At 75.3% G+C, this 25,779-nt stretch carries 22 protein-coding genes and 1 tRNA gene; 13 read left to right on the top strand and 10 right to left on the bottom strand.

Annotated features, from left to right (window positions below; all coding sequences use genetic code 11):
- Nucleotides 1-48: 48 nt before the first annotated feature.
- Nucleotides 49-136: transfer RNA gene (locus tag GQS52_RS22645), tRNA-Leu, on the top strand.
- Nucleotides 137-299: 163 nt separating this feature from the next.
- Here GQS52_RS22645 and GQS52_RS22640 read toward each other — a convergent pair.
- On the bottom strand, nucleotides 300-650 hold the full coding sequence (locus GQS52_RS22640) for a hypothetical protein (protein WP_182315170.1): 351 nt from the start codon (nucleotides 648-650) through the stop codon (nucleotides 300-302).
- Nucleotides 651-968: 318 nt separating this feature from the next.
- On the opposite strand from GQS52_RS22640, the gene GQS52_RS22635 reads away from it, so the two are divergent.
- Nucleotides 969-2,192: an acyl-CoA dehydrogenase family protein gene (locus GQS52_RS22635; protein WP_182315169.1), complete on the top strand. Its 1,224-nt coding sequence runs from the start codon at nucleotides 969-971 to the stop codon at nucleotides 2,190-2,192.
- Entirely contained in the window at nucleotides 2,189-3,367 is a 1,179-nt protein-coding gene (locus tag GQS52_RS22630) for an acyl-CoA dehydrogenase family protein (RefSeq protein WP_182315168.1), read from the top strand. Before GQS52_RS22635 ends, GQS52_RS22630 begins: the two co-directional genes overlap by 4 nt.
- A 122-nt stretch (nucleotides 3,368-3,489) precedes the next feature.
- Here the strand turns inward: GQS52_RS22630 and GQS52_RS22625 are convergent, their stop codons facing one another.
- Nucleotides 3,490-4,101, bottom strand: coding sequence for a TetR/AcrR family transcriptional regulator (locus GQS52_RS22625; protein WP_182315167.1), 612 nt, complete (start codon nucleotides 4,099-4,101; stop codon nucleotides 3,490-3,492).
- A 143-nt stretch (nucleotides 4,102-4,244) separates the two neighbouring features.
- Between GQS52_RS22625 and GQS52_RS22620 the strand changes: the two genes are divergently transcribed.
- The 4 genes from GQS52_RS22620 (at nucleotide 4,245) to GQS52_RS22605 (ending at nucleotide 6,540) form a co-directional block, all read left to right on the top strand.
- Complete coding sequence (locus GQS52_RS22620) at nucleotides 4,245-5,141, top strand: alpha/beta hydrolase (RefSeq protein ID WP_182315166.1); 897 nt, start codon at nucleotides 4,245-4,247, stop codon at nucleotides 5,139-5,141.
- A gap of 88 nt (nucleotides 5,142-5,229) precedes the next feature.
- Nucleotides 5,230-5,799: an NUDIX domain-containing protein gene (locus GQS52_RS22615; RefSeq protein WP_259370919.1), complete on the top strand. Its 570-nt coding sequence runs from the start codon at nucleotides 5,230-5,232 to the stop codon at nucleotides 5,797-5,799.
- Nucleotides 5,800-5,866: 67 nt separating this feature from the next.
- The gene (locus GQS52_RS22610; RefSeq protein ID WP_182316657.1) at nucleotides 5,867-6,214 is read left to right on the top strand and encodes a DUF202 domain-containing protein; all 348 of its coding nucleotides are present in this window, start codon (nucleotides 5,867-5,869) and stop codon (nucleotides 6,212-6,214) included.
- Entirely contained in the window at nucleotides 6,211-6,540 is a 330-nt protein-coding gene (locus GQS52_RS22605) for a DUF202 domain-containing protein (protein WP_182315164.1), read from the top strand. Before GQS52_RS22610 ends, GQS52_RS22605 begins: the two co-directional genes overlap by 4 nt.
- A gap of 129 nt (nucleotides 6,541-6,669) precedes the next feature.
- Here the strand turns inward: GQS52_RS22605 and GQS52_RS22600 are convergent, their stop codons facing one another.
- Complete coding sequence (locus GQS52_RS22600) at nucleotides 6,670-7,596, bottom strand: NADP-dependent oxidoreductase (RefSeq protein WP_182315163.1); 927 nt, start codon at nucleotides 7,594-7,596, stop codon at nucleotides 6,670-6,672.
- 268 nt (nucleotides 7,597-7,864) lie between these two features.
- On the opposite strand from GQS52_RS22600, the gene GQS52_RS22595 reads away from it, so the two are divergent.
- From GQS52_RS22595 to GQS52_RS22575, 5 genes are all read left to right on the top strand, one after another.
- Entirely contained in the window at nucleotides 7,865-8,350 is a 486-nt protein-coding gene (locus GQS52_RS22595; protein WP_182316656.1) for a gluconokinase, read from the top strand.
- Nucleotides 8,351-8,479: 129 nt separating this feature from the next.
- Nucleotides 8,480-10,675, top strand: a complete 2,196-nt coding sequence (locus GQS52_RS22590; RefSeq protein ID WP_182315162.1) for a hypothetical protein — start codon at nucleotides 8,480-8,482, stop codon at nucleotides 10,673-10,675.
- 240 nt (nucleotides 10,676-10,915) lie between these two features.
- Nucleotides 10,916-13,165 carry a hypothetical protein gene (locus GQS52_RS22585; RefSeq protein WP_182315161.1) on the top strand — a complete coding sequence of 750 codons (2,250 nt, stop codon included), beginning with the start codon at nucleotides 10,916-10,918 and terminating at the stop codon, nucleotides 13,163-13,165.
- Nucleotides 13,166-13,288: 123 nt separating this feature from the next.
- Nucleotides 13,289-14,314 (top strand): phosphotransferase family protein, encoded by a 1,026-nt coding sequence (locus GQS52_RS22580; protein ID WP_182315160.1) that lies wholly within the window; start codon nucleotides 13,289-13,291, stop codon nucleotides 14,312-14,314.
- Nucleotides 14,315-14,319: 5 nt separating this feature from the next.
- Nucleotides 14,320-15,528, top strand: a complete 1,209-nt coding sequence (locus GQS52_RS22575) for an acyl-CoA dehydrogenase family protein (RefSeq protein WP_182315159.1) — start codon at nucleotides 14,320-14,322, stop codon at nucleotides 15,526-15,528.
- A 381-nt stretch (nucleotides 15,529-15,909) separates the two neighbouring features.
- On the opposite strand, the gene GQS52_RS22570 is transcribed toward GQS52_RS22575, so the two are convergent.
- The 4 genes from GQS52_RS22570 to GQS52_RS22555 all read right to left on the bottom strand — a co-directional run bounded on the left by GQS52_RS22570 (nucleotide 15,910) and on the right by GQS52_RS22555 (nucleotide 19,433).
- Complete coding sequence (locus GQS52_RS22570; RefSeq protein ID WP_182315158.1) at nucleotides 15,910-16,311, bottom strand: SMI1/KNR4 family protein; 402 nt, start codon at nucleotides 16,309-16,311, stop codon at nucleotides 15,910-15,912.
- A gap of 90 nt (nucleotides 16,312-16,401) precedes the next feature.
- Complete coding sequence (locus GQS52_RS22565; protein ID WP_182315157.1) at nucleotides 16,402-17,388, bottom strand: NADPH:quinone oxidoreductase family protein; 987 nt, start codon at nucleotides 17,386-17,388, stop codon at nucleotides 16,402-16,404.
- A 115-nt stretch (nucleotides 17,389-17,503) separates the two neighbouring features.
- Nucleotides 17,504-18,133 carry a TetR/AcrR family transcriptional regulator gene (locus GQS52_RS22560; protein ID WP_182315156.1) on the bottom strand — a complete coding sequence of 210 codons (630 nt, stop codon included), beginning with the start codon at nucleotides 18,131-18,133 and terminating at the stop codon, nucleotides 17,504-17,506.
- A gap of 253 nt (nucleotides 18,134-18,386) precedes the next feature.
- On the bottom strand, nucleotides 18,387-19,433 hold the full coding sequence (locus GQS52_RS22555) for an asparaginase (protein ID WP_182315155.1): 1,047 nt from the start codon (nucleotides 19,431-19,433) through the stop codon (nucleotides 18,387-18,389).
- A gap of 135 nt (nucleotides 19,434-19,568) precedes the next feature.
- Here GQS52_RS22555 and GQS52_RS22550 point away from each other — a divergent pair, with 135 nt between their 5' ends.
- Entirely contained in the window at nucleotides 19,569-20,030 is a 462-nt protein-coding gene (locus tag GQS52_RS22550; protein ID WP_182315154.1) for an Lrp/AsnC family transcriptional regulator, read from the top strand.
- Between the two features lie 76 nt (nucleotides 20,031-20,106).
- On the opposite strand, the gene GQS52_RS22545 is transcribed toward GQS52_RS22550, so the two are convergent.
- The 3 genes from GQS52_RS22545 to GQS52_RS22535 all read right to left on the bottom strand — a co-directional run bounded on the left by GQS52_RS22545 (nucleotide 20,107) and on the right by GQS52_RS22535 (nucleotide 25,733).
- Nucleotides 20,107-21,759, bottom strand: a complete 1,653-nt coding sequence (locus tag GQS52_RS22545; RefSeq protein WP_182315153.1) for an AMP-binding protein — start codon at nucleotides 21,757-21,759, stop codon at nucleotides 20,107-20,109.
- Between the two features lie 126 nt (nucleotides 21,760-21,885).
- On the bottom strand, nucleotides 21,886-22,677 hold the full coding sequence (locus GQS52_RS22540; RefSeq protein WP_259371180.1) for an SDR family oxidoreductase: 792 nt from the start codon (nucleotides 22,675-22,677) through the stop codon (nucleotides 21,886-21,888).
- Nucleotides 22,678-22,901: 224 nt separating this feature from the next.
- A complete protein-coding gene (locus GQS52_RS22535) occupies nucleotides 22,902-25,733 on the bottom strand; it encodes a penicillin acylase family protein (protein ID WP_259371179.1) in 2,832 nt (943 codons plus the stop codon).
- Nucleotides 25,734-25,779 lie beyond the last annotated feature (46 nt).

Raw genomic sequence — 25,779 nt, 5'->3', positions numbered from 1 at the left:
CGTTTACCGCGTCGCAAGGGAGCAACGCCCCCGAGCGGCACAAACCCGGTCCGGGTGGCGGAATGGCAGACGCGCTAGCTTGAGGTGCTAGTGCCCTTTATCGGGCGTGGGGGTTCAAGTCCCCCCTCGGACACCAGCAGGAGCCCCAGTCGATCTGGGGCTCTTCTGTTTTCCGGCCCTTCCCGGCCTTCCCCGCGGTCTTTCCCGGCCCTTCCTCCGAGCCGAGCCGCGCCGCCCCGGCGAGCGCCGCGGCCCCGCACTCCCGCGAGGTCCAAAACGGGGTCCTCGGCGGCAGTGCGTCAGCGGGACGTCTCCCGCAACGCGCGGCGCCTGAGCACCTTCGGGTGCGGACGGTACGTGCCCTCCGGTGCGAAGCGGCTCAGGGCGCGGTGGATCTCCGAGCACGAGGCGTTCCGCTCCGCGCGGTCGACCGCCAGCATCGTGAAGGTGACGACGGGCGGATCGGAGGACACCTTCCGGGCCGGCAGTCCGCCGGGGTCGACCGGCGCGTCCCGGCCGAACCGGCAGAACCGGCAGAACCGGCAGAACCGGCAGAAGAGGGTGACCGTGCGCGGGACGGACCCCAGCGACACCAGCACCCCCTCCAGATGGCGCCAGGGGATCCCGGCCTCCTCGTGACCGCGCCTCATGCCGACCCCGCACGGGCCGACGACGAGCTCCGACACCTCGCGGAAGGGGCTGCAGACGGACCAGAAGCAGGCCAGGGCCGGCGCGGGCCCGGAGCAGGGCCCCACCCCTGGCGGCGACCCCGCCCACATACCGACGAGTATGTGTTCGCGGCCGTTCCACCAGCGGTTTCGTGCCTGCTCATCGGTAGGTACGACTCGCCGCCGGAAGGGCTTGACAGCACCTGTGCGACCGCAGATGCTGGGCGCACCGACCCAGCTGAGTAAGCGCTCGCTCAGTCGAGTGGGACGTTGATTTCAGCACCGGAAAGCGGGTGAAGCGTGACCAGCAATCCCACGGCCGTGGACGCCGGGGAACTGCGCCGCCGGGTGGCGGAGTTCCTGGCCGGGCACGATCCGGCCGGCACCGACCGGCTCGAGTTCCTGCGGGCCCGGTTCGACGCCGGCCTGGCCTGGGTGCACTACCCGGTCGGCCTCGGCGGCCTGGGCGCCCCGCGCACCCTCCAGCCGCTGGTCGACGCGGAGTTCGCCGCCGCAGGCGCCCCGGACAACGACCCGCGCCGCAACGGCATCGGGCTGGGCATGGCCGCCCCGACGATCCTCGCCCACGGCAGCGAGGAGCTCAAGCAGCGCCTGCTGCGCCCCCTGTGGACCGGCGAGGAGGTGTGGTGCCAGCTGTTCAGCGAGCCCGGCGCCGGGTCCGACCTCGCCGCCCTGGCCACCCGCGCCGTCCCGGAGAAGGGCCCGGACGGGGACGGCGCGGGCGGCACCTGGGTCGTCGACGGCCAGAAGGTGTGGACCTCCAGCGCCCACCTGGCCCGCTGGGCCATCCTCATCGCCCGCACCGACCCGGACCTGCCCAAGCACCGGGGCATCACCTACTTCGTGTGCGACATGACCGACCCCGGGGTCGAGGTCCGCCCGCTGCGGCAGATCACCGGCGAGGCCGAGTTCAACGAGGTCTTCCTCACCGGGGTGCGCATCCCCGACTCCCACCGGCTGGGCGCCGTCGGCGAGGGCTGGCGCGTCGCCCAGACCACCTTGATGAACGAGCGCGTCGCCATCGGCGGCGGGCCCGCCCCGCGCGAGGGCGGCATGGCCGGCGTGGTCGCCGACGCCTGGCGCGGCAGGCCGGAGGGCCGCACGCCGGAACTGCACGCGCGGCTGATGCGCCTGTGGGTCGAGGCCGAGGCGCAGCGCCTGGCCGCCGAGCGGCTGCGCCAGCAGCTGGCCGCGGGCGGGGTCGGCTCCGAGGGCGCGGGCATGAAGCTCGGCTTCGCCCGCCTGAGCCAGGCCCTGTCCGGCCTGGAGGTCGAACTCCTGGGCGCCGAGGGGCTGGAGTACGACGACTGGACGATGCGCCGCCCCGACCACGTGGACTTCACCGGCCGCGAGGCCGGGTACCGCTACCTGCGTGCCAAGGGCAACTCCATCGAGGGCGGCACCTCGGAAATCCTGCGCAACATCATCGCCGAGCGCGTCCTCGGCCTGCCCGCCGAGCCCCGCTCCGACAAGGACGTGCCCTGGAAGGACCTGCCCCGATGACCACCACCGCCGGAACCGCCGCGCCCGCCGGAACCGCCGCGCCCGCGGCCACCGACCAGGACCTGCTGTACTCCGAGGTCGAGGACGACCTGCGCGCCAGCGTGCGGGCCCTGCTCGCCGACCGCTGCCCGCACACCGCGGTCCTCGCACGCTGCGAGGGCGACGAGCCCCACGACCCCGCCCTGTGGTCCGCCCTGGCCGCCGACCTCGGGGCGGCCGGGCTCGCCGTGCCCGAGGAGCGCGGCGGCCACGGCGCCTCCTGGCGCGAGACCGCCGTGGTGATGGAGGAACTGGGACGCAGCGCGGCACCGGTGCCGTTCCTCGGCAGCGCGGTGCTGGCCGCCGCGGCGCTGCTCGGCTGCGACCCGAGGCGGCAGGAGGCGGCGGAGCTGCTGGCCGGCGTGGCCTCCGGGACGACCGCGGCCGCCCTGGCCGTCGACTTCTCCACCGCGCCCGGGGCGGAGTTCCCCTGCGCGGTGCGCGCCGACGACGCCGGGGCGCTGACGGGCCGGGTGACGGCGGTCGCCGACGCCCCGGCTGCGCAGGTCCTGCTGGTGCCGGCCATCGGCCCCGACGGGCCGGGACTGTACGCGGTCGACGCCGCGGGGGCCGGGGTGTCCACCGCCGTTCCGCCCGCCCTGGACCTGACCCGCCGCATCGGTCACCTGGACCTCGACGGCGCCGCGGGCCGGCTGCTGGCCGGGCCGGACCGGGCGCGGGCGGCGCTGGAACGGGCGCTGCTGACCGGCGCCGGGATGCTCGCCTCGGAGCAGCTGGGGCTGGCCGAGTGGTGCCTGGAGGAGACGGTCCGGCACGTGCGCGGGCGCACCCAGTTCGGGCGGCCCGTCGGTTCCTTCCAGGCGCTCAAGCACCGGCTGGCCGACCTGTGGCTGGAGGTGGTCTCCGCGCGGGCGGCGGCCCGGTCGGCCGCCGACGCCCTGGCCTCGAACGCCCCGGACGCGGACGTCGCGGTGGCCGTCGCCCAGTCGTACTGCGCGGACGTCGCGGTGCACGCGGCCGAGGAGTGCGTGCAGCTCCACGGCGGCATCGGCATGACCTGGGAGCACCCGGCCCACCTGTACCTCAAGCGGGCCAAGGCCGACCAGATCGCCCTCGGCACGCCGGGCCGCCACCGCGCCCGCCTGGCGGGGCTGGTCGGGCTCCCGCCCGTTTAGGCGGCGCGGGACCCGCAGGACGCATCCCCGAAGCGGGCCGCGGCGCCGGGCCCCCGGCGCCGCGGCCCGTCGGCTGCCGCCTGATACCTGCCGTCCGCCGCCCACCGGGCCGGGTGCGGGCGTCAGCCCTGCGCGGGCCGCAGGGAGGACAGCAGGAGTTCGGCGAAGTCGTCCCCGAGCTGCTGTGCGGTCAGGGGCCCGCCGCGGCGGTACCAGGTGCCCAGGTGGTGCACGGAACCGAAGTAGAAGTCGACGACGACCTCGGCCGAGATGTCGTCGCGGAAGGCGCCGGCCCGCTGCCCCTCCTCGATCAGGGCGCGGAACCGCTCGTGGTAGCGGCGCCGCTCGGCCCGCACCGCCCTCTGCTTGTCGGGGCTCAGCTGGTGCATCGCCTGGAAGAAGATCTTGGTGTCGTCCAGGTTGGCGATGGTGGTGACGACCACGTCGGCGGCGGCCGCGCGCAGCCGTTCCGGGGCGCTCTCCTCCCCGACGGCGAACTTCTCCAGCCGCTCGGTCTGCAGCCGCAGCACGCGGCCGTAGATCTCGTGGAGGAGGTCGTCCTTGGAGCCGAAGTAGTGGTAGAGCGCGCCCTTGGTCACACCCGCCGCGTCGACGATGTCCTGGACCGAGGTGCGGTCGTAGCCGTGCTTGGCGAACAGCTTGGTGGCTGCGGCCAGCAGTCGCCGCGGAACGGCTCCGCCGAGGTCGGGGGTTGCCCGGTTGGTTCGTGGCACGGCTCCAGGATATCGAGCCCGCCGCGGGCCGTACCCGGGGCGCGGCCCGCGGCGGCACGGGGCTGTCCGCGGGGCCGCCGGCCCGCTACCGTACCGCCTGGTCGGTACGTACGCGGCGCAACCTCCACGACGGGAGTCGGACGATGGCACGGGCGAGGGCGAACGGCACGGAACTCGAGTACGACACCTTCGGGGACCCGGCGGACCCCGCGCTGCTGCTGGTAATGGGCCTGGGCATGCAGATGACCGCCTGGCAGGAGTCGTTCTGCACGGCCCTGGCCGGGCGCGGCTTCTTCGTCGTGCGCCACGACAACCGCGACGCCGGGCTGTCGACCGCCTTCGACGACGCCCCGCCCGTGGACTTCTCCGCCGTCCGCCCCGGGGACCGCTCCACCGTCCCCTACCTGCTCGAGGACATGGCGGCCGACTCGGCCGGCCTGCTGGACGCCCTCGGCGTCCCCGCCGCGCACGTGGTCGGGGCGTCGATGGGCGGGATGATCTGCCAGCAGCTGGCGGTGGACCACCCCTCACGGGTGCTCAGCCTGTGCTCCATCATGTCCACCACCGGCGCCCCCTCGGTCGGCCGGGCCGACCCGGAGGTCGCCTCCCACGTGCTGTTCTCCGCCCCCGCACCCGACCGGGAGGCCGTGATCGACTGGAACGTGCGGACCCTGGAACTCATCGGCTCCCCCCGCTACCCGGTCGACGAGGAGGCCCTGCGCCGGACGACCGCCGACGCCTTCGACCGCTCGTACCGCCCCGCGGGGACGGCCCGCCAACTGGCGGCGATCATCGCCTCCCCCGACCGCACCGGGGCGCTGGGCTCGGTGACCGTGCCGACCCTGGTGATCCACGGCGAGGAGGACCCGCTGATCCACGTCAGCGGCGGGGAGGCCACCGCGGCCGCGGTGCCCGGCGCGGAACTGCTGCTGCTCCCCGGCATGGGCCACGACCTGCCGGTACAGCTGGAGGAGACGATCGCCGACGCGATCGCCCGCAACGCCTCCCGCGCGGCCGGCGGCCCCGCGCCGGCCGCCTGACACCCCTCCGCCCCGGCGTCCCGCACCGCCCGGCGGGCGGGCGGGGCGCCGTGGCGGAACGCCCGGGCAGCGTGGTGGGATGGCCTCCATGGACGACGGAGCCCGGGCACCGCGGGACGCGGACGAGTTGCTGGACATCGTGGACGAGCACGACCGGGTGGTCGGACAGGCCCCGCGGGCGGAGGCCGCGGCCCGGCGCCTGCGGAACCGCTGCGTCTTCGTCTGCGCCAGGGACGGGGAGGGGCGGGTGTTCGTGCACCGGCGCACCGCCGGCAAGCTGCTCTTCCCCTCCCACTACGACATGTTCGTCGGCGGGGTGGTGGGCGCCGGCGAGTCCTACGACACCGCGGCCCTGCGGGAGGCCGAGGAGGAGCTGGGGGCGGCCCTCCCGGAGCCGCCCGTCCCCCTCTTCCGCTTCCTGTACGACTCCCCCGAGCACACCTGGTGGTCGGCGGTCTACGAGGTCCGCTGCCCGGTGCGGGTGCACCCGCAGGCCGAGGAGATCGACTGGCACGCCTTCCTGACCGAGGAGGAGATCGACCGGCGGCTGCCGCAGTGGCCGTGGGTGCCGGACGGGCTCGAGGCGTTCCGCCGGCTGCGCGCGTGGCGCGACGGCACCGGCGCGGGCCCGCTCGGGGCGTCCGGGGCCGAGGGGTAGCGTCTGGGGGGTGAACAGGTTCAAGCTCGCAACGGCCACGGTGCGGCTGTGGTTCTCCCCGGAGCGGATGGAGGCGGAGGGCGAGACGCCCGACTACCGCTTCTCCCTCGCCAACGAACGCACCTTCCTGGCCTGGATCCGCACCGCTTTCGCCCTGGTCGGCGGAGGGTTCGCCGTCGACCAGTTCCTCCCCGAGACGGGCTGGGCCCCCATGCGGACCGTGCTGGCGATGGTCCTGCTGCTGGGCGGGGTGGCGTGCGCGGTGCGGGCGATCAACCACTGGGCGCGCAGCGAACTGGCCATGCGGCGCAAGGAGGACATGGCGTACAGCCGGTTCCCCGCCCTGCTCGCCTCGGCCGTCGTGCTGATCGCGCTGGCCCTGCTGGTCCTGGTCGCCCTGGGCAGCGCCCGGTGAGTTCCGGCGCCGGCCCCGACGAGCGCGACCCGGCGCGGCAGCCGGAGCGGACCCACCTGGCCTGGCGGCGCACCGTGCTGTCCTGCGGCGTGGTGGCCCTCCTGGCCGTCCGGCAGGCGCTGGCCGGGGGCCGGCCCGTACCGGAGGAGGTGGCCGTGATCGCCGCCGTGACCCTGGTGTGGGCGGTGTTCTTCGCCGTGACACAGCGCAGGGTGCGGGAAGTCGCCCCGGCCCGGCCCGCGGCGATGTCGCCGCGGACGGCGGCGGCGGTGACCGTCTGCACGGTGGCGCTGGCGGCGGTGGGCGCCGTCACCGCCCTGTTCTGAGGCCCTGCTCCGGGACCCTGCTCCGGGGCCTTGTTCCGTGGCCCTGTTCCGAGGCTCGGCCCGGCGGCGGCCGTCCCGCACCGCCGGGCCCTTCCGCGCACGCCCGCCCTCCGGCACGGGCCCCGGACGTCAGGCGACCGTGACGACGATCTTGCCGCGGGTGTGCCCCTCGGCGCTGAGCCGCTGCGCGTCGGCCGCGCGCTCCAGCGGGAAGGTCTCGGCGACCTCGACGGTCAGCTCGCCCCGCTCGGCGAGGTCGCTCAGCGCGGCGAGGTCGGCCGGGTCGGGGCGGACGAACAGGTAGCGGCCGCCCAGTTCGGTGACGCCCATGTCGGCGATGGACACCGTCCTGCCGCCGGCGGCCATGACGCCGGCGGTCTCCTCGACCACTCCGCCGCCGACCGCGTCGAACATCGCGTCCACCCCGTCGGGCGCCAGGGACCGGATCCGGTCGGCCAGCCCCTCCCCGTAGGTGACGGGCTCGGCGCCCAGGGAGCGCAGGTAGTCGTGGTTGCGCTCGCTCGCGGTGCCGATGACCCGGGCGCCCAGGTGCCGGGCGATCTGCACGGCCATCGAGCCGACACCGCCGGCCGCGGCGTGCACGACGAGCGTCTCCCCCTTGCCGAGCCGCAGGGCGTGCACCAGGCTCTGGTAGGCGGTCAGGCCGGTCAGCGGCAGGCCCGCGGCCTGCTCGAAGGAGAGGTTCGCCGGCTTCTTCGCGAGCGTGCGCACGGGGGCCGCCACGTACTCGGCGAAGGTGCCGTTGGACACCCAGTCCTGGCGGACGTAGCCGATCACCTCGTCGCCCTCGGAGAACTCGTGCGCGTCCGCTCCCGCGCGGACCACCGTGCCGGAGACGTCCCAGCCGGGGACGACGGGGAACTGCACGTCCATCACCGCGTCGAGGTAGCCGGCCTGGACCTTCCAGTCCACCGGGTTGACGGCGGCGGCGCGGACCCGGACCAGGACCTTGTCGGGGCCGACCTTCGGCTCGGGCAGGTCGGTGTACTCCAGGACCTCGGGTCCGCCGTAGGCGCGGTATGCGACAGCCTTCACGGGTGCGTCTCCTCAACGTGGTGCGGTCGGGTGCGTTCGGGTGCGGGCGCCGGGGTGCCCCGGGCTCGCCTGACCTCCCGACGCTATTCCAAACCGCACCCCGACGCCGTTCCCGGCCCGGACGTCCCCGGACCGGACGTCCCCGGCCCGGACGTCCCCGATCCCCCGCCGGGGCGCGTCGGGTACCGTTCACCGGTCCGGCAGCGGTGGAGCGGGAAGGCGGTGGCAGCGCGTGGCGGCGGATCAGCACCCTCCGGTGGTCGTGGTGATGGGGGTCTCCGGTTCGGGCAAGACGACCGTCGGCGGCCTGCTCGCCGACCGGCTCGGCGTCCCCTACGCGGAGGCCGACGACTTCCACCCGCCGGCCAACATCGCCAAGATGTCGGCCGGCGTCCCCCTCGACGACGAGGACCGCCGCCCCTGGCTGGACGCGATCGCCGCCTGGGCCCGCGACCGCGGCTCCCGGGGAGGCGTGGTCTCCTGCTCGGCGCTCGCGCGCCGCTACCGCGACCGGCTCCGCGAGAACGCCCCCGGCCTGTTCTTCCTGCACCTGGACGGCGACTTCGACCTGATCGCCGGGCGCGTGGCCCGCCGCGAGGGGCACTTCATGCCCCCCTCCCTGCTGCGGTCGCAGTTCGACGCCCTCGAACCGCTCGGCGCGGACGAGCGCGGGGCGGTCGTCGGCGTCGAGGGCGATGCCGGGGAGGTCACGGACCGGGCCCTGGCCGCCCTGCCCGCCCCCTCCGGCAGCTGACCCCGCGCGGGCCCCGCCCGACGGCCCTGCGGTACGGCGTTCCGCTCCGGCCACGCCCACCAGTAGAGTCGGCCGCGCTCTCCGGGGGTCCCGGGGAGGAGCGCGTCGAACGGGAAACGGGGCACAGGGGTGCGCACACGAATACGGCGTCCGGCCGCAGCACTGGCCGCCGCGCTGGCTCTCGCCCTCCTGCCGGGGGCCACCGCGGCCGGCGACTCCCCCGGAAGGCCCCCCGGCACGGCCGGCACCGGGAGCGGCGCGTCTCCGGACACGGCCGCCGGGGCGGAGCCCGCCGACAGCGCCTCGTACATCGCCGAGGGCCTGCGCGAGAACCCCGTCTGGATCAGCGACCAGATCCCCCGGGACGTGCCCCGTTCCGCGGCCCGGCTGTTCGAGCGTGCCGCGGAGCGCACCGGGGTGCCCACCTACGTGGTCGTGACCGCCGCGGAGGGCCCGCCGGGCCCGGCGGGCGTGGAACTCCTCGACGAGTTGCACGAGCGGACGGGCCGGGACGGGCTGTACGTCCACTACGACAAGGACGCCGCCACCGGCGCGGTCCGCGTCCACGGCACCGCCGACCTCACCGACGCCGTCGCCGAACGGGCCATGCTCCTCGCCGATCTCGAACTGCCCTACGACGCGGGACCGGTGCTGGAGTTCGACCGGTTCACGGAGATCCTCGCCTCCGGCCGGGCGGAGGAGCGCGCGGGGACCGCCGGCGCGAGGGTCGCCGGGCACGACACCCCGGACCGTCTCCACCCCTCCGTAACGGACATGGAGAACCGGGGCGCCGTCACCGGCACGCTGGTGACCGGCCTGCCCCTGCTCGTCCTGACGACCACGGCCCTGGTGCGCCGCCGCCGGGGCACCGAGCGGCCCGCGAGCAGGCGGCGCGCCGTCCTGGTGGTGCTCGGGACCGCGGGCGCGGGCGGGGCGGTGGCGGCCGGCTGCTGGCTGCTGCTCGGCACGGTGCCGCCGCGCCCCGTCGCCCAGCCGACCGGCCCCGAGATGGCCGCGCGCGTCGAGCGGGTCGTCGAGGGCCTGGAGCGCTCCCCGCTGTACGTGGACCCCGAGACCGCGGAGGCCCTCGCCCCCGGCGACCGCGCCCGGCTGCGGGAGCGGATCGCGGGCATGGACGTGCCGGTGCTCGTCGCGGCGGTGCCGATGCAGGACGCCGACGAGTCCGCCGGCGACGGGGAGGTGCTCGCCCACTCCCTGCACGGGCGCATCGGCCGCGACGCGGTCCACGTGGTCGCCGACACCGCGAGCGGCACGGTCGACATCGCCTCCTTCGGGGTCGACCGCGCGGGACTGGAGTCCTACTACCTGCCCGCCGTCGCCCGCGGACTCGGCTCCTACGGGGAGGACACCGACCTGGCCGGAACGCTGGACGAGGTGCTCCGGTACATCGGGACCACCCCGCAGGGGCGGCCCGGCCCGCCCCTGCCGCCGGAACTGCCCCCGGCACCGGCCGACGAGGACGCCCTGCCGTCGCTGTTCGCCGGTGACTTCTGGGCCGGAGCGATGTTCACGGGCCCGGCCGCCGCGCTGCTGGGGATGGGCCTCGTCGCCGGCGCACTGGCCTCCTTCGACCGCCTGCAGCACCGCACCGCGACGCCCGGCCCCCTCCCGTACGCACGCAACCGGCCGTCCACCGGGCTGCTGCGGCGCACCGCCCGGCGGGAGGCCGCGCTCCTGTCCGAACTCTTGGACGGCCGCGCGGTGGGCCGGGGTGCGGGCGACGAGGAGGGCGACGCCGCCGCGGTCCGCGCCCGGCACTTCCACCGCCTCGCAACCGAACTGCTGGAGCCGTCCCGCGGGGACGGCGGGGACGGCGGGGACGGCGGGGACGGCCCGCTGGAGCTGCTGTGCGCGGCCGTCCTGGCCCGTGCGGGACGGGCGGTGCTGGAGGAGGACCCGCGGGTCGCCGTGGGGGCTGCGGGAAAGGCGGGGGCGAAGGCCCCGGGGAGCTCCGCGGGAGCCCGACCGCAGTACGAGCCGTGCCGCCTCAACCCGCTGCACGGCCCCGCCCTCCAGTCCCTCAGGGTCCCCACGCCCTCGGGGAGCAGGCGTTCGGCGCGGGTGTGCGCCGCCTGCGCCGCCTCCCCGGCGACCGCTTCGGCGAACGGCCCCCGCCTGCTGCTGCACCTGCCGCTCGGCCCCCGAGGCGAACTGGTCCCGCACCAGGAGGTGCCCGGCCCCTTCACGTGGCCCGGTTCCGCGGTGCGTCCCGACGCCGTCGCGCAGTGGGTGCAGGAGCGGCTCGGGGACGCCGGGCCGAGCCCTGCGGAGCCCGGGGCTCCGGCGGTCGACCTGCACAAGTGACGCGGCTGCAGAAGGTCCGCCCCGGTCCGGCGGTGTGACGCCCGCCGCCCCGACCGGGAGCCGGCTCCGGCGGACTCCGGCGGACTCCGGCGGACTCAGGCCGTCGGAGGGCTTCCTGGGGCGAAATCGCCTTCCGCCCCCGAACTCCCCGGTCCTCCTTGCCAGTAGAGTCGGCCGCGCTCCCGCAGGGAGACATGTCTGAACGAGAACGAGAGACGGGGCACGGGGATGCTCATACGGGTGCGACGCTCGGCGGCGGTACTGGCCGCCGCACTGGCTCTGGCCCTCCTGCCGGGCGCGACCGCGGTCGGCGACTCCCCGGGGGCGTCCCCCGGCACGGCCGGACCCGGACCGGGGCCGGGCACGGCTGCGGAAGCGGCGACAACCCTGCCGGGGGCAACTCCCGCCCCGGGCACTGCGTCCAAGACGGACACGGCCCCCGGGGCGGGCAAGGTTCCGGGGGCGGAGGCGACCGACAGCGTCTCGTACATCGCCGAGGGCCTGCGCGAGAACCCCGTCTGGATCAGCGACCAGGTCCCGCGCGAGGTGCCGCGCTCGGCGGCCCCGCTGCTCGCCCGGGCCGCGGAGCGCACCGGGATGCCCACCTACGTGGTCGTCACCGCCACCGACCGCCTCGGAGCCCCCCTGGGCGGGAGCTTCCTCGACGACCTGCACGACCGGCTCGGCCGGGACGGCCTCTACGTCCGCCTCTCCGAGTCCGGCGGCGAGGCCCGCGTCCACGGGGCGGGCGGGCCGGACGGCCCGGACGGGCTCGCGGCCGAGGCCGCCATGCGTGCCGCCGAGACCGAACTCCCCCACGACGCGGGCCCGGTGGTGCTGTTCCAGCGGTTCGTCGAGATTCTGGCCTCCGGCCGGGCCGTGGAGCGCGCCGAGGCCGCCGAGGCGAAGGCGTCCCGCGGCTGGGAACCGGATTGGATGTACCCCTCCGACGACGAGATGAACGACCGGAGCCTGTTCACCGGTGCGCTGGCGACCGGCGTCCCGCTGTCCGTGCTGCTGACCGTCCGGCTGGTGCGCCGCCGCCGGGGGACCCTGCGGCCCAGGAGCGGGCGGCGCACCGGCCTGGTGCTGCTCGCGGCCGCGAGTACGGCCGGGGCGGTGACGGCCGGCTGCTGGGCGGTGTTCGGCACGCCGCCGCCGCGCCCCGTCGCCCAGCCGACCGGGGCCGAGCTGGGCGCCCGCGTCGAGCGGGTCGTCGAGGGCCTGGCGCGCTCGCCCCTGTACGTGGACCCCGAGACCGCGGAGGCCCTCGCCCCCGGCGACCGCGCCCGGCTGCGGGAGCGGATCGCGGGCATGGACGTGCCGGTGCTCGTCGCGGCGGTGCCGATGCAGGACGCCGACGAGTCCGCCGGCGACGGGGAGGTGCTCGTCCACTCCCTGCACGGGCGCATCGGCCGCGACGCGGTCTATGTGGTCGCCGACACCGGGAGCGGCACGGTCGACATCGTCCCCTTCGGGGTCGACCGCGCGGGGCTGGGCACCTTCGACCTGCCGGATTCCTTCGACGGCCCCGGCTCCTCCGGGAGCGACGACGGCCTGGCCCGGGTGCTGGACGAGGTGCTGCAGTACGTCGAGGACTCCCCGCGGGGGCAGTCCTCGGTGTACTACGCCCCGGACCCGCCCTTGGCCCCCGCGGACGAGGACGCCGTCCAGTCGCTGTTCGCCGGGGACCTCACGCCCGGCGCGACGGTCGTCGGCCCGCTCCTGGCCGTGTCGTTCCTCGGCGTCGTCGCCGGTGTGCTGTTCGTGGCCGACTGGCTGCGGGGCGCCCCGGCGCGCGGCCCCTTCCCGTCCGCGCGCAACCGGCCGACCACCGGGCTGCTGCGGCGCACCGCCCGGAAGAGCACGGCCGCCCTGGCACGGTTGCTGGCCGAGCGTCCCGCCGGCCCGGGGGCGGACGCGGCCGCGGGTGCCGGGGAGGGGGAACCGGCCGCGGCCCGCGCCCGGCGGTACCACGGCCTCGCCACCGCGCTGCTGGAGGCCCGCGGGGGAAGCGGGAGCGGCGGGAACGGCGGGGCGGACCCGGTGGCGCTGGTGTGCGCGGTCGTCCTGGCCCACGCGGGGAAGGCCGCGCTGACGGCGAAGGGGTCCGCCGGGGCCGACGGATCCGAGGGGAAGAAGAAGCGGCGTTACACGCCCTGCCGCCTCAACCCGCTGCACGGCTCCGCACAGGGCTCCCGCAAGACCGGGACGTCCTCGGGGGAGAAGAGGCCGGTGCAGGTGTGCGCCGCCTGCGCCTCCTCCTTGAACACGGCCCCGAACGCGACCGCCCGTCTGGTGCTGCACCTGCCGTGCGGGCCCGGCGGGAGGCTGGTCCCCGTCCAGGAGCTGCCCGGCCCCTTCGCGTGGTCCGCCGGCGCCGCCGTGCGCGTCGGGGCTGTCGCGCAGTGGGCGCAGGAGCGCCTCGGGGACGCCGCCCCGGGTTCGTCGGAGGGGCCCGTCGCTCCGGCGGTCGACCTGAGCAAGTGACCGCGGCGGCACACCGCCGGGCCCCGGCCCGGCGGTGTGCCGTTGAGCACCTCCACTGGACTGCATACCGACTGGTCGGCATGATGGCTTCCGACCCGAAGCATCGGTGACGAGGAGCAGTAGATGGGTGCAGGGCAGAATCCGCCCGGGCTGGATCCGCAGCGCTTGCGCGCCTACCTGGACCGTGAGCGTCCGGGCCTGGTGGCGGGAGAGCTGACCGGCGAGCTGATCGAAGGCGGCAGGTCCAACCTGACGTACGCCGTCACCGACAGGACGAGGCGCTGGGTGGTGCGCCGCCCCCCGCTGGGGCACGTGCTGGCCACCGCGCACGACATGGCCCGGGAGCACCGCGTGATCAGCGCACTGCACCCGACCTCCGTGCCCGTGCCCGAGCCGGTCCTGCTGTGCGAGGACGAGGAGGTGCTGGGCGCGCCGTTCTACGTGATGCAGTTCGTCGAGGGCACCCCGTACCGTACGGCGAAGGAGCTGTCCGCCCTCGGCCCGCAGCGCACCCGCGCGGTGGTCCTGGAGCTGGTGGACACCCTCGCCGCCCTGCACTCGGTCGACCCGGCCGAGGTCGGCCTGGCGGACTTCGGGCGCCCCGAGGGCTTCCTGGAGCGGCAGCTGCGCCGCTGGGGCAAGCAGCTGGAGGCGTCGCGCAGCCGGGAGCTGGCCGGCATCGACGAGCTGCACGCCGAGCTGGGCGCCCGCCTGCCGGCCTCCCCGGCCCCGGCCGTGGTGCACGGCGACTACCGCCTGGACAACGTCCTGGTGGACTCCGGCGACCGGATCAGGGCGATCCTGGACTGGGAGATGTCCACCCTGGGCGACCCGCTCACCGACCTGGGCCTGCTGGTGATGTACAGCGACCGCCCGGCCGGGGACGACTCCCCCGTCGCCAACACCGGCGCCGCGCCCGGCCACCCGGCCGTGCAGGAGCTGATCGAGCGCTACGCCGAACGCTCCGGCCGCGACGTCTCGGGGATCAACTGGTACACGGCGTTCGCCTGCTTCAAGCTCGCCGTGATCCTGGAGGGCATCCACCTCCGCTACACCAAGGGGCAGACCGTCGGCTCCGGCTTCGACCGGATCGGCGCGCTGGTCCCCGGCCTCGTCGAGCGCGGCCTCGACACCGTCAGGAAGGGTTGACAGCCATGGAGTTCGCGTACGACGCCCGGACCGAGGAGCTGCGCGAGCGGCTGCTGGCGTTCATGGACGAGCACGTCTACCCGGCGGAGGCCGTCTTCGCCGAGCAGGTCGAGGCGGGGATCAACCCGTGGGGCGCCCCGCCGGTGGTGGAGGAGCTCAAGGCCGAGGCCCGCAGGCAGGGCCTGTGGAACCTGTTCCTGCCCGGCGAGCACGGCGCCGGCCTGACGAACCTGCAGTACGCGCCGCTGGCCGAGATCACCGGCCGCAGCCCGTCCATCGCCCCGGCCGCGCTGAACTGCGCGGCGCCGGACACCGGCAACATGGAGGTGCTGGCCGAGTTCGGCAGCGAGGAGCAGCGCAAGCAGTGGCTGGAGCCCCTGCTGGCCGGCGAGATCCGCTCGGCGTTCGCCATGACCGAGCCGGAGGTCGCCTCCTCCGACGCCTCCAACATCGCCACCCGCATCGAGCGCGACGGCGACGAGTACGTGGTCAACGGCCGCAAGTGGTACATCTCCGGGGCGATGAACCCGGCCTGCAAGATCTTCATCGTCATGGGCAAGACCGACCCCGAGGCCGACAAGCACCGGCAGCAGAGCATGATCCTGGTGCCGCGCGACACCCCCGGCGTGGACGTGCGGCGCGGCATGAAGGTGTTCGGCTACGACGACGGAGACCACGGCGGCCACGCCGAGGTGGTCTTCACCGACGTGCGGGTGCCCGTCTCGAACCTCCTCCAGGAGGAGGGCAGCGGCTTCGCCATCGCCCAGGCCCGCCTGGGGCCGGGCCGCATCCACCACTGCATGCGGCTGATCGGCATGGCCGAGCGGGCCGTGGAGCTGATGTGCCGCCGCGCGGTGGAGCGCACCGCCTTCGGCAAGCCGCTGGCCCAGCAGGGCGTGGTGCAGAACTGGATCGCCGAGGCCCGGGTGACCGTCGAGCAGCTGCGGCTGCTGGTCCTCAAGACCGCGTGGCTGATGGACACCGTCGGCAACAAGGGCGCCCACACCGAGATCCAGTCCATCAAGATCGCCACCCCGAGGGCGGTCGTGGGCATCATCGACGACGCCATCCAGCTCCACGGGGCGGGCGGCGTCAGCCAGGACACCCCGCTGGGCGGACTGTACGCGGCGGCCCGCAGCCTGCGGCTGGCCGACGGGCCGGACGAGGTCCACAAGCGCTCCCTGGCCCGGCGCGAGCTGAAGAAGTACCTGTGAAGCACGCGTAGGGGCGCTGCGCCCCCGGCGGCGGTCGCCGCCGCGCCGGCCGCCCGGCATCCCCGCCGGCGGCCGGCGCGGCGACGACCGCCGTTCCCGTGCCCGGCGGGCCATGCTTCGCCGGGTGGGCGCCGGGACGCCTGCCTCCCCGGGGGCGTGGCACGGGACGCGTTCGGCTCCTACGACACGGTCCGGGTCGCCGTCGGCGCCCTGTGCGCGGTGGCGGCCCCGACCTCACCGGCCGTCAGGCGCCCGGACCCGCAGGGGCAGCGGCCGCCCCGTGCCCTGCCCGCCGGAAACGGGCCCGGCCAGGCTCACTCCCATGCACGGGGACCACGATCACGAGCCCGTCCTCGTCCGCTCCCGGTGGGGGACGAGCCGCTACCTCAGGACGACGCAGCCGCGTCGCGCCAGTGCGTCGAGCAGGCGCGGTTCGACTTCGGTGTCGTTCCAGCGCAGGTCGAGCTCCTCCGTCAGGGCCCGGTGGGAGGCGGGGTCGGGGAAGGGGGTGGCGAGGCGGGTGCGGTCCGTGCTCGGATCCCCTTCCCAGGCCCAGCCGTCCGGCCCCCGGTGCAGGGCGTGCACCAGGAATCCCCCGGCCCCGACCCGCAGGAGGAAGCCGCGGTAGTCGGAGGGGAAGGCGATGCCGAACTGCTCCTCCGCCTCGCGCACCTGGCTCTCGGTCGGCGGGGGCCGGGGTGCGTCGCGGGAGCGTCCCCGTCCGGTGCGTGCGCCGTACGCCTCGAGGACGCGCTCCCGCACCCCGCTCCAGTCCGTTTCCACAGGGGGCAGTGCAGGAGCCGCTCCCGCGGGGGCGCCGTGCGCGGCGCGGTGCGGCGCGGGTGCGGGGAGCGGGCGCTCCCCGCACCGGGGTCAGGGGTTGACGACGACCACGCGGCCGGTGGTGGTGCCGTCGGCGACGCGCTGGACCGCGTCGGCGGCGCCGTCCAGGGGGACGCGCTCGCTGACCAGCGGCTTGACGACGCCCTCGGCGGCGAGCCGGGTCAGCTCCTCGTGGCAGGCGCGCACCGCGGCCGGGTCCTTGGCGTTGTACAGCCCCCAGTGCAGGCCCAGGATCGAGTAGTTCTTCACCAGCGCGTGGTTCAGGCCCGGGGCGGGGATCGTGCCCCCGGCGAAGCCGACGACCACGATGCGGCCCTCGAAGGCGATGCACTTGGTGGAGCCGGTGTAGGCGTCCCCGCCGACCGGGTCGTAGACCACGTCGGCGCCGCGTCCGCCGGTGACCTCCTTGACGACGGACACGAAGTCCTCGCTGCGGCGGTCGACCACGACGTCCGCACCGAGATCGCGGGCCGCCTTCGCCTTCTCGGGGCCGCCGACCACGCCGATCACGGTGGCGCCGGCCGCCTTGCCCAGCTGGATCGCCGCGCTGCCCACGCCGCCGGCCGCGGCGTGCACCAGCAGGGTCTCGCCGGGCTGCAGGCGCGCCCTGCGGTGCAGGCCGAACCAGCCGGTCTGGTAGCCGATGTGCAGCGCGGCGGCCTCGGCGTCGTCGAGCGCCTCGGGGGCGGGCGCGACGGCCGCTGCGTCGGCGACGGCGTACTCGGCGAACGCGCCGCCGGGCAGGGCGGGCTGGGCCATCACCCGGGTCCCGGGGGCGAGGCCGGTGACGCCCTCCCCCGCCTCGACGACCTCGCCGCACATCTCCACGCCGGGCGTGAAGGGCAGCGGGGGACGCACCTGGTAGTGGCCGCGGCACAGCAGGGCGTCGGGGAAGTTGATGTTGGCCGCGCGCACCTTCAGCAGGACCTGCCCCGGTCCGGGGGCCGGCCGCTCCACCTCGTCCAGCCGCATCGCCTCGCGCGGCTCGCCGTTCTCGTGCACTCGCCAGGCCCTCATGGCGCCCCTCTCGTCATCCCGACTGGTCGGTATGGACAGTACGGAGGGACACGGTGCCACGCCCGGTGCGGATTGAGAAGCCCCGGCCGGGGTGAGTTGCCTCCCAGGGGCCCGGTCAGGGGCGCAGCGAGGTCATCAGCAGGTCGGCGAAGTGCTCGGCGACCGTCTCCGCGGCGAGGGGGCCGCCCTCGCGGTACCAGGTGCCCAGGTGGTGGACCGAGCCGAAGTAGAAGTCGACGACGAGGTCGGCCCGGACGCCGTCCCGCAGGACGCCGCCGCGCTGCCCCTCCTCGATCAGGGCGCGGAACCGCTCGTGGTAGCGGCGGCGCTCGGCCCGCACCTCCTTCTGCTTCTCCTCGCCGAGCTGGTGCATGGACCGGAAGAAGATCTTGGAGTCGTCGAGGTTGGCGATGCTGGTGACGACGACGTCCGCGGCCGCGGCCCGCAGCCGCTGCTCGACGGGGGCGCCGGTCGCCGCGATCCGCTCCAGGTTCTCGGTCTGCAGCCGCAGCACCCGGGCGTATATCTCGTGGAGCAGGTCGTCCTTGGAGTCGAAGTAGTGGTAGAGGGCGCCCTTGGTGACGCCCGCCTCCTCCACGATCCGCCGCACCGGGGTGCGGTCGAAGCCCTCCTGCGCGAACAGCCGGGTGGCGGCCTCCAGCAGCCGCCGGGGCACCTGCGCGACTTCCGGGTCCGCCGTGCCGCGGCCCGCCGTGCCGCGGTCCGCCGGGTTCTCCAACGCCATGACCCGCTCCTCTCCGTCGCGCGAGCCGGAGAGGCCGCGTGTCGCCGCACCGGCCGCACCGGCCGTGCCCGCCGGTGGTGGTCCGGCCCGCCCGGCACCTCGACCGCCCCGGACGCGCCCGCCAGCATACCGAGCGGTATGCGGGAAGGGGAATGTCCGGGTCCGGAGCCGCCCTCCGGGGCGGAGTGCCGGGGCGGGGCACAGGGGTGGAGTGCCGGGCGCGGGCCGGGCCCGGATCCGGCCCGGGAAGAGGTCAGGCGGCGCTGCGGCGGGAGCCCGCGGGGGCCGAGAGAGGGGGCTCGACGGCCGCGCCGTCCAGGACCCGGCGCAGCACGTCGGTGCGTTCGGCGGCCGTGGCGGCGGGGCCCGCCGACAGCAGCGAGGCGAGCACCGCGATGCGGGTCTGGCCGGCCCGCAGGGATCCGGAGAGCAGGGCGCCGGCCGCGGCGAGGTCGACGGCCCCTCCGCCGGTGTAGAGCGCGGCGACGGGACCGGTCTGGACCCGCGTGCTCAGGGCGACCAGGACCCCGGAGTCCACGGCACGGGCCACCGCGGCGGCGATGTCGGGCGTGGCGTTGCCCGCACCGGTGCCCACCAGCACGACGCCCTCGGCCCCCGCGGCCAGGACGGCGTCGAGGAGGAGGGTGTCGGCGCCCGTGTGGTGCATGACGATGTCCACGCGGGGCAGCCGGCCGCCGGGGCCGGGCAGTCTGAGTTCGAGGGCGGGCGTGCGGTCGGGCCTGCGCAGCCAGGTGACCCGGCCGAACTCGACGCGGCCGAGGGGGCTGCCGCAGGGGTCGGCGAAGGCCTGCGGGGCGAGGGTGTGGACCTTGACGGTCCCCCGGGCCTCGTGGACCAGGCCGGCGAAGACGATCACCACCCCGGTGTCCCGCCCGCAGGAGGCGGTCAGCAGCGCGTCGTAGAGGTTGCCCGGGGCGTCGCCGTCGGCGACCTCCAGGGGCTGCTGCGCGCCGGTGAAGACGACCGGGCGCGGGTCGTCGTGGAACAGGCTCAGCAGGTAGGCGGACTCCTCGAGGGTGTCCGTGCCGTGGGTGACGACGACGCCGGCGACCTCGGGGTCGGTCAGGACCTCCCGGACCGTGCGCAGCAGTTCCAGCTGGTGGGCGGTGGTGATCCGGGAGCTGTTGACCGTGAAGAGGTCGACGACCCGGACGTCCAGTCCTTCGGGCACGGGCGCCGAGGCGAGTACCTCGCTCCCGTCGGCCTGGGCCGCGTAGCCCTCGCCCTGCCAGCGGCTGGCGATGGTCCCCCCGGTGCTGATGACGACGACCCGGCGCACGCTGTCCTCCCCTTTGTGCTCACAGACCCTTTGTGTCCACTGCGTCCACAGATTCTTTACAGACGTCGAGAATATCGAGAGAACCGCACAATATGCTTGCGAAATCCACGCGCTACGCGCGTTACATTGGCATCCATGACCCCTCTTGACGAGATTGACAGACGAATATTGCGCGAGCTCCAGGCCGACGGCCGGCTGACCAACCAGGAGCTGGCCGCCCGGGTCGGGCTCACCCCCTCGCCCTGCTTGCGCCGGGTGCGCAGGCTGGAGGAGGAGGGCGTGATCCGCGGCTACCGGGCCGTGGTGGGCCCGGACGCGGTCGGCCGCGGCTTCGAGATCCTCGCCTCGGTGGAGGTGCACCGCGACCGCCGTGCCGTCGAGGCCTTCGAGGCCGAGGTGGAGCGGATCCCCGACGTGGTCGAGGCCCACCGGCTCTACGGCGCCCCCGGCTGCCTGCTGCGGATCGCCGTGGCGGACGGCACCGCCTACGAGCGGCTGTGGATCGAGCGCCTCACCGCCCTTCCGGGGGTCAGGGAGCTCAACTCGCAGATGATCATGCGGACGATCAAGCAGGCGGAGGGCCTGCCGGTCGACTGAGGCCGGGGCGCGCCGTGGCAGCTGCGGCGGCTCCCGGCCGGACGGCCGCACGGCCGCACGGCCGGGAGCCGGGCGGTCAGCGCAGTTCGCGGCGCAGGATCTTGCCGCTGGTGGTCTTCGGCAGCTCCTCCACGATCTCCACCGCCCGCGGGTACTTGTAGGCCGCGAGCCGCTCCTTGCAGTACGCCACCAGTTCCCCGGGCTCGGCGCCCTTCCCCGGGCGCAGGCTCACGAACGCCTTGACGGTCTCGCCCCGGTACTCGTCCGGAATGCCCACCACGGCCGCCTCCCGCACCGCGGGGTGGGTGTACAGCACGTCCTCGACCTCGCGGGGCCACACCTTGAAGCCCGAGGCGTTGATCATGTCCTTCTTGCGGTCGACCACGTACACCCAGCCGTCGGCGTCCATGAGGCCGACGTCGCCGGTGAGCAGCTCGCCGCCGGGCAGGGCGGCCGCGCTCTCCTCGGGCCGGCGCCAGTAGCCGGGCACCACCATCGGCCCGCTCACCGCAATCTCGCCGGCCTCCCCCGGCGGCAGCTCGGCGCCCTTCTCGTCGAGGATGCGGACCACGGCCCCGGGCACCGGCACCCCGATGGACAGGGTGCCCGAGGCCGGCTCCACCGGAGCCTCGCGCCCGCGGGGCACGACCACGCACGGCGCGGAGGTCTCGGTCAGGCCGTAGCCGTTGTGCAGGTACTGCCCGGAGGCCTCGCGGAACCGCTCCACCACGGCCGGCGGCAGGGGCGCTCCGCCGGAGTACAGGGCGGTGAAGGAGGAGAAGCGCTCGCGGTCCATCAGCGGATGGGCCATCAGCGCCATGTAGGCGGTGGAGGGGCCGACCGTGAACACCGGGCGGTGCTCGGCGAACGCGTCCAGCACCACGCCCGGCTCGAAGCGGTGCGCCATGGCCAGGGTGAGCCGGTTGCACAGCGCACTGGCCAGCTGGCAGACCATGCCGGTGATGTGGAACAGCGGTGCCAGCACGAAGACCGTGCCCTCCCCGGGCAGGCCCGCCAGGCGGCGCTGGCCCTCGGCGTTGAAGGCCAGGTTGCCGTGGGTGTTGGTGGCGCCCTTGGGCGTCCCGCTGGTGCCGGAGGTGTAGCTGATCAGGGCCGTGGCCCCCGGGCCGGGGCCGGCCGCGGCGGGCACCGGCAGCCCCTGGGCCAGGGCCGCGCGGGCGGCGGCCAGGACATCGTCGGCGCCCTCCGCGGCGGGTCCGCCGGCGGCGGGGAGCACCCGCGGGTCGTTGCGGGTCTGCAGGTCGTGCTCGTTCGCGATCAGGCAGATGCGCACCGGGGAGCCGACGACCGTCTCCCGGACGAAGTCGTGCCAGGCGCCCTCGTGGCAGAGCACGGCCGCGGCCTCGGCGTCGTGCAGGACGTGCGCCAGCTCCCGCTCCCGGTACATGGGGTTGACCGGGACGACCACGCCGCCGGCCTTCCAGGCGCCCAGCAGGGCGACGACGAACTGCGGGACGTTCTGCAGCACGATCGCCAGCCGGTCGCCTGGGCGGAAGCCGCGGGCGGCCAGGTGGGCGGCGAGGCCGTCGGACAGTTCATCGGTCTCGCGGTAGGACAGCCGCGCGTCGAAGTAGGCCAGCGCGGTGCGCTCCGGCGTCTCGGCGGCCGAGGCGCGGAAGCCGTGCAGCACGCTGGGCGGCGGCGCGGGCTCGGCGCGCAGCGCGTCGTCGTACTGACCCAGCCAGGGCTTGCTGCGGTACCAGCTCATACGGGTGCGGTCCTTCTTCGTGTGTGTCGGTGGGGGTGGTGTGCGCGCCGCGCGCCCGCCGTCCCGTGACGGGTGCGCGGCGGAGTGCGGGGGCTGCCCGGTCAGGCGCGGGCGGGGGCTGCCCGGTCAGGCGCGGGTCTGCTGCCCCGCGGGCCCTCCGGCCTCCCGCTCGACCGCCTCCAGGGCCCGCTGCACCTTGTTCATGCCGCGCAGCCAGCGCTCCGGGTCGGCGGCGCGGCCCGCGTACATCTGGCCGACCTCCGGGTGCGGGAGGACGAGGAAGCGGTTCTCCGCGACGGCGTCCAGCAGTGCGTCCGCGACCGCCTCGGGGGAGATCGCGGTGGGCCTGAGCACCAGGTCGCCGGCGGCGCCGGACTCCTCGACCATCCTGGTGCGCACACCCTGCGGGCAGATCGCGTGCACCGAGACGCCGCGGTGGCGGTAGGTCAGGGAGAGCCACTCGGCGAACGCGTGGGCGGCGTGCTTGGTCACCGAGTACGGGGCGGTGCCCACCATGGTCAGCAGCCCGGCCGCGGAGACCGTGGAGACGAACCGTCCGCCGCCGCGCTCCAGCCACTCCGGCAGCAGCGCGCGGGCCGCCCGCACGTGTGCCATCACGTTCACGTCCCAGGAGGCGGACCAGGCGTCCTCGGGCGCGTCGGCCCCGCCCTTCGCGGCGATCCCGGCGTTGGCGCAGTAGACGTCGACGCGCCCGCCGAGGGCGGCGCGCGACCGCTCGATCAGCTCGGCGACGCCCTGCTCCCCCGCGGCGTCCCCGGGGACCGCCGTGCCGCCGATCTCCTCTGCGACGGCGTGCGCGGCGTCGGCGTCCAGGTCGTTGACCACGACCCGCGCGCCCAGGGCCGCGAACCGCCGGGCCAGTGCCGCGCCGATGCCGGCGCCCGCCCCCGTCACCACGACGGCCGCGTCCTTGAAGTCCGTACTCGATTCCACGCCGGCATCCCTCCGCCTCGCGGGGCGGCTCCGCCCCGTGCCCGGCATACTAACCAGTCGGTATGCGTCGGAGAAAGGGATCCGCCGGCTCCTCCGGGCGGGAGGCGGAACACGGCGTGCCCCGCGGACCCGGTGGGGGTCCGCGGGGCACGCCGCGGCCGGAAACGGCCCCTCGCGGGGGCGTCCGCTCAGCGGTGGGAGGGGAACTCCACCACCTGCTGGTAGGTCGGGCGGTTCTGCCAGTGGACCGGGTCGTGCGTGATGCCGCCGACCGCCCGCTGGACGATGCTGTCGGCGCACCACTGGTCGCCGGCCGCGCAGTGCTCGTCGCCGGGGTAGACCTCGGCGGCCGGGGTGGCCGCGGCGGCCTTCAGGGTGGTCAGCAGCACGTCCCGGCAGGCGGACAGGTCACCGCCGCCGCAGAAGGTCCTCCCCAGCGGGCTGTCCACCTTCTCCCCGAGGACGGCGCGCAGGTCCTTGTCCACGTAGGACCACCAGCCGTACTGGAAGGCCGACCCGGCGTGGCCGCCGGTGGGCCCGTGGCCGGCGCCGGGCGCCTCGTCGACGGCCAGGTTGGCCTTCAGCGCCCCGTACAGCTTCCCGCCCAGGCCGGGCTCGAACTGGGCCCGCACCAGCAGCGGCCACCAGGCGTCCATGGTGCGGACCGCGTCGGCGTGGGCGTAGGTGCCGCTGCCCCGCGAGGTCTCCTTGCGCAGCGCGCCGGCCGCGGCCCAGCTCTCCAGCTTCTGCACGGCGGCGGCGGCCTCGGGGTCGGTCACCGGGGCGCTGCGGAGCACCCGCAGCAGCTCGGGCAGCACCTGCTCGCCCCGCAGGTCGGCCACCGCGGCCTCGGCCATGGCGCGGGTGAGGGCGGCACGGGTGACCCCGCCCCGCCCGACGAGCGCCTTCACCCGGTCGTCGAGCAGGTCGCCGCGGTGCACGGAGCCGTTGCCGAAGCGGGCCGAGTCGTACCCCTTCGCCTGCTTGTTGTTCCAGGAGACGTAGTAGTCCTGGCCGACCGACTGCGGGTGCTCGGCGGAGGGGGTGTGGTCGGCGCTGTTGTCCGACGGGTCGAACCCGCTCCACTCGTAGGCCGGTTCGGCCTTCACCGGCAGGGAGGGGTCCACCCCGGCGGCCCGGACCGGGTTGCTCCCGGAGTTGTAGTAGGCGGTCTGCCGGGAGTCGGCGTAGAACCAGTTGAAGGTGTAGTTGATCCGCTCGGCCGCCTGCTGGAACGTCGCCGCGTCCTTGACGTACGAGGGGTCGTTGAACATCTGGAAGCCGATGATGGAGTCGGCCTCGTGCCCGTAGGAACTGCGCAGCGAGGTGTAGGCGACGGGCTTGCCGCCGACGGTGGCGCGGTGCGTGACCGGCCCGTACGCGGTCCGGTGCACCACCATCCGGTAGGAGCCGGCCGCGGTGGAGTCCGCGAGCGTCGGGGACCAGGAGTTCTTCTTCTCCAGGGTCTCCATCGCCACGCACCGGCCCCGGTGGAGGTAGTGCAGTGCGTCGCGGGAGGGGGGGCCGCCGGCGGGGTCGCACAGTTCGACGGCGTAGGTGTCGGTGACGTCCTGGTTGGCGGAGGTGGCGCTCCAGGCGTAGTCCTGGCCGCGGCCGAGCTGGACGTAGAAGCTCAGGCCCGCGAAGGACGCGCCCCGGGCGCTGATGCCGGGGCCCTGGATCTCCTGGACCATCAGCAGCTGGGGCGCGAAGTAGCCGGTCTGGGGGCCGAAGACGGCGACCGGGTTGCCGCTCGCGGTGTGCTCGCCGGAGACCGTCAGGGCGTTGGACATGCCCTTGCGGGTGGAGAACAGGTCCGCGGGGAGCACCCCGTCGTCGAAGATCCCCCGCAGCGGCTCGAGCTTCTCCGGGACCTTGCCCGGCGCCTTCCCCGGCGTCTTCTTCGTGGCCTTCCCGGGGGCCCGCCCGGGCTTGCCGGACGGCTTCGCGGCCCCCTCCCCGGTCGCGGACACCGCGCCGCCGGTGCGGTCGTGCACCAGGGGTTCGGCGGTGACCGAGCCCGCGTCGGGCAGCGCGGTCCCCCTGGGGTCCTCCGGCCTGGTCGCGTAGGGGAAGGTCTCGCCCTCGTGCAGGGTGAGGACCGCCTCGGAGTCGTCGCGCATCCGGAACGACTCCCACACCTTCGTGCCCTCGGCCGTGCCGTACTTCTCCTGCGCGGCCAGCAGGGAGAGCGCCGCCTCCACCTCGCCCCCGCCGCCGGAGCCGAAGAGGGCGCCGATCACCGAGGCGAGCGCGACGATGTCGGTGAGCTCGAACGGCTCGATCTCGCCGGCGTTGGTGACGGCGTCCACGTGTCCGGTCAGCACGTACTCGCCGGGGAAGACCCGGTCCTTCTTGGCCTTGGCGATGTAGGCGTTGATCCCCGCGACGTAGGCGGTCACGTCCGCCAGTGCCTGACGGCCGCGCTCGCCGTTGCCGGCGGCTATCCGGTCGACCTGCGCCCGCAGGTCCGCCTCGGTGTACGGGGCGGAGGGCCAGAACTGCTGCTCCAGGCCCTGGTTGCCCGCCGCGCCGCCGGCGAAGGGGGTCAGCTCGCCCCGGCCGATGTGGCGGAACAGGTCCATCAGCCACAGCCGGTCCTGCGCGGCGGCCCAGCCGGCTCCGAACTCGGTGCCCTCGCGGGTGGTGCCCTGGATGTGCGGCACTCCGGTGCGCTCGTCCCGGGTGATCGTCACGTCCTCGCGGGGCTTCTCCACGGACTCGACCCGGTCCGCCGGGACGCCGAAGGAGGAATCGTTGAAGAACTCTCCCAACTGCCCGTCGGTGAGGGAGGTGTGGCCCTGGACCAGCGAGTCGTAGCGTGCGAGCTGGTCCCGGCTGTGCTTGGGGTAGGTGCCCAGGGTCCGGTGGGCCAGGATCCCGGCGAGGGTGGCGTTGCCGTTCTGGCCGGGCGGCAGGATGTCGTGGCACTGGCTGCCGCAGTGGTCGGCGGCCGCGGCGGCCCGGACGGGTTCCTCCGTCCCGGGGGCGGCGGCGGCGGGGGGAAGCGGGGCCGTCATGGCCAGCCCGAGCCCCAGCAGGGCTGCGGCGGCCGTGCTCCTGACC

The sequence above is a fragment of the Streptomyces sp. SCUT-3 genome (assembly GCF_014083985.1).
Taxonomy (GTDB): Bacteria; Actinomycetota; Actinomycetes; order Streptomycetales; family Streptomycetaceae; genus Streptomyces_H; species Streptomyces_H thermolineatus.
The sequence above is the reverse complement of the archived record's forward strand: the minus strand, read 5'-3'. Positions and strand labels throughout refer to the sequence as shown.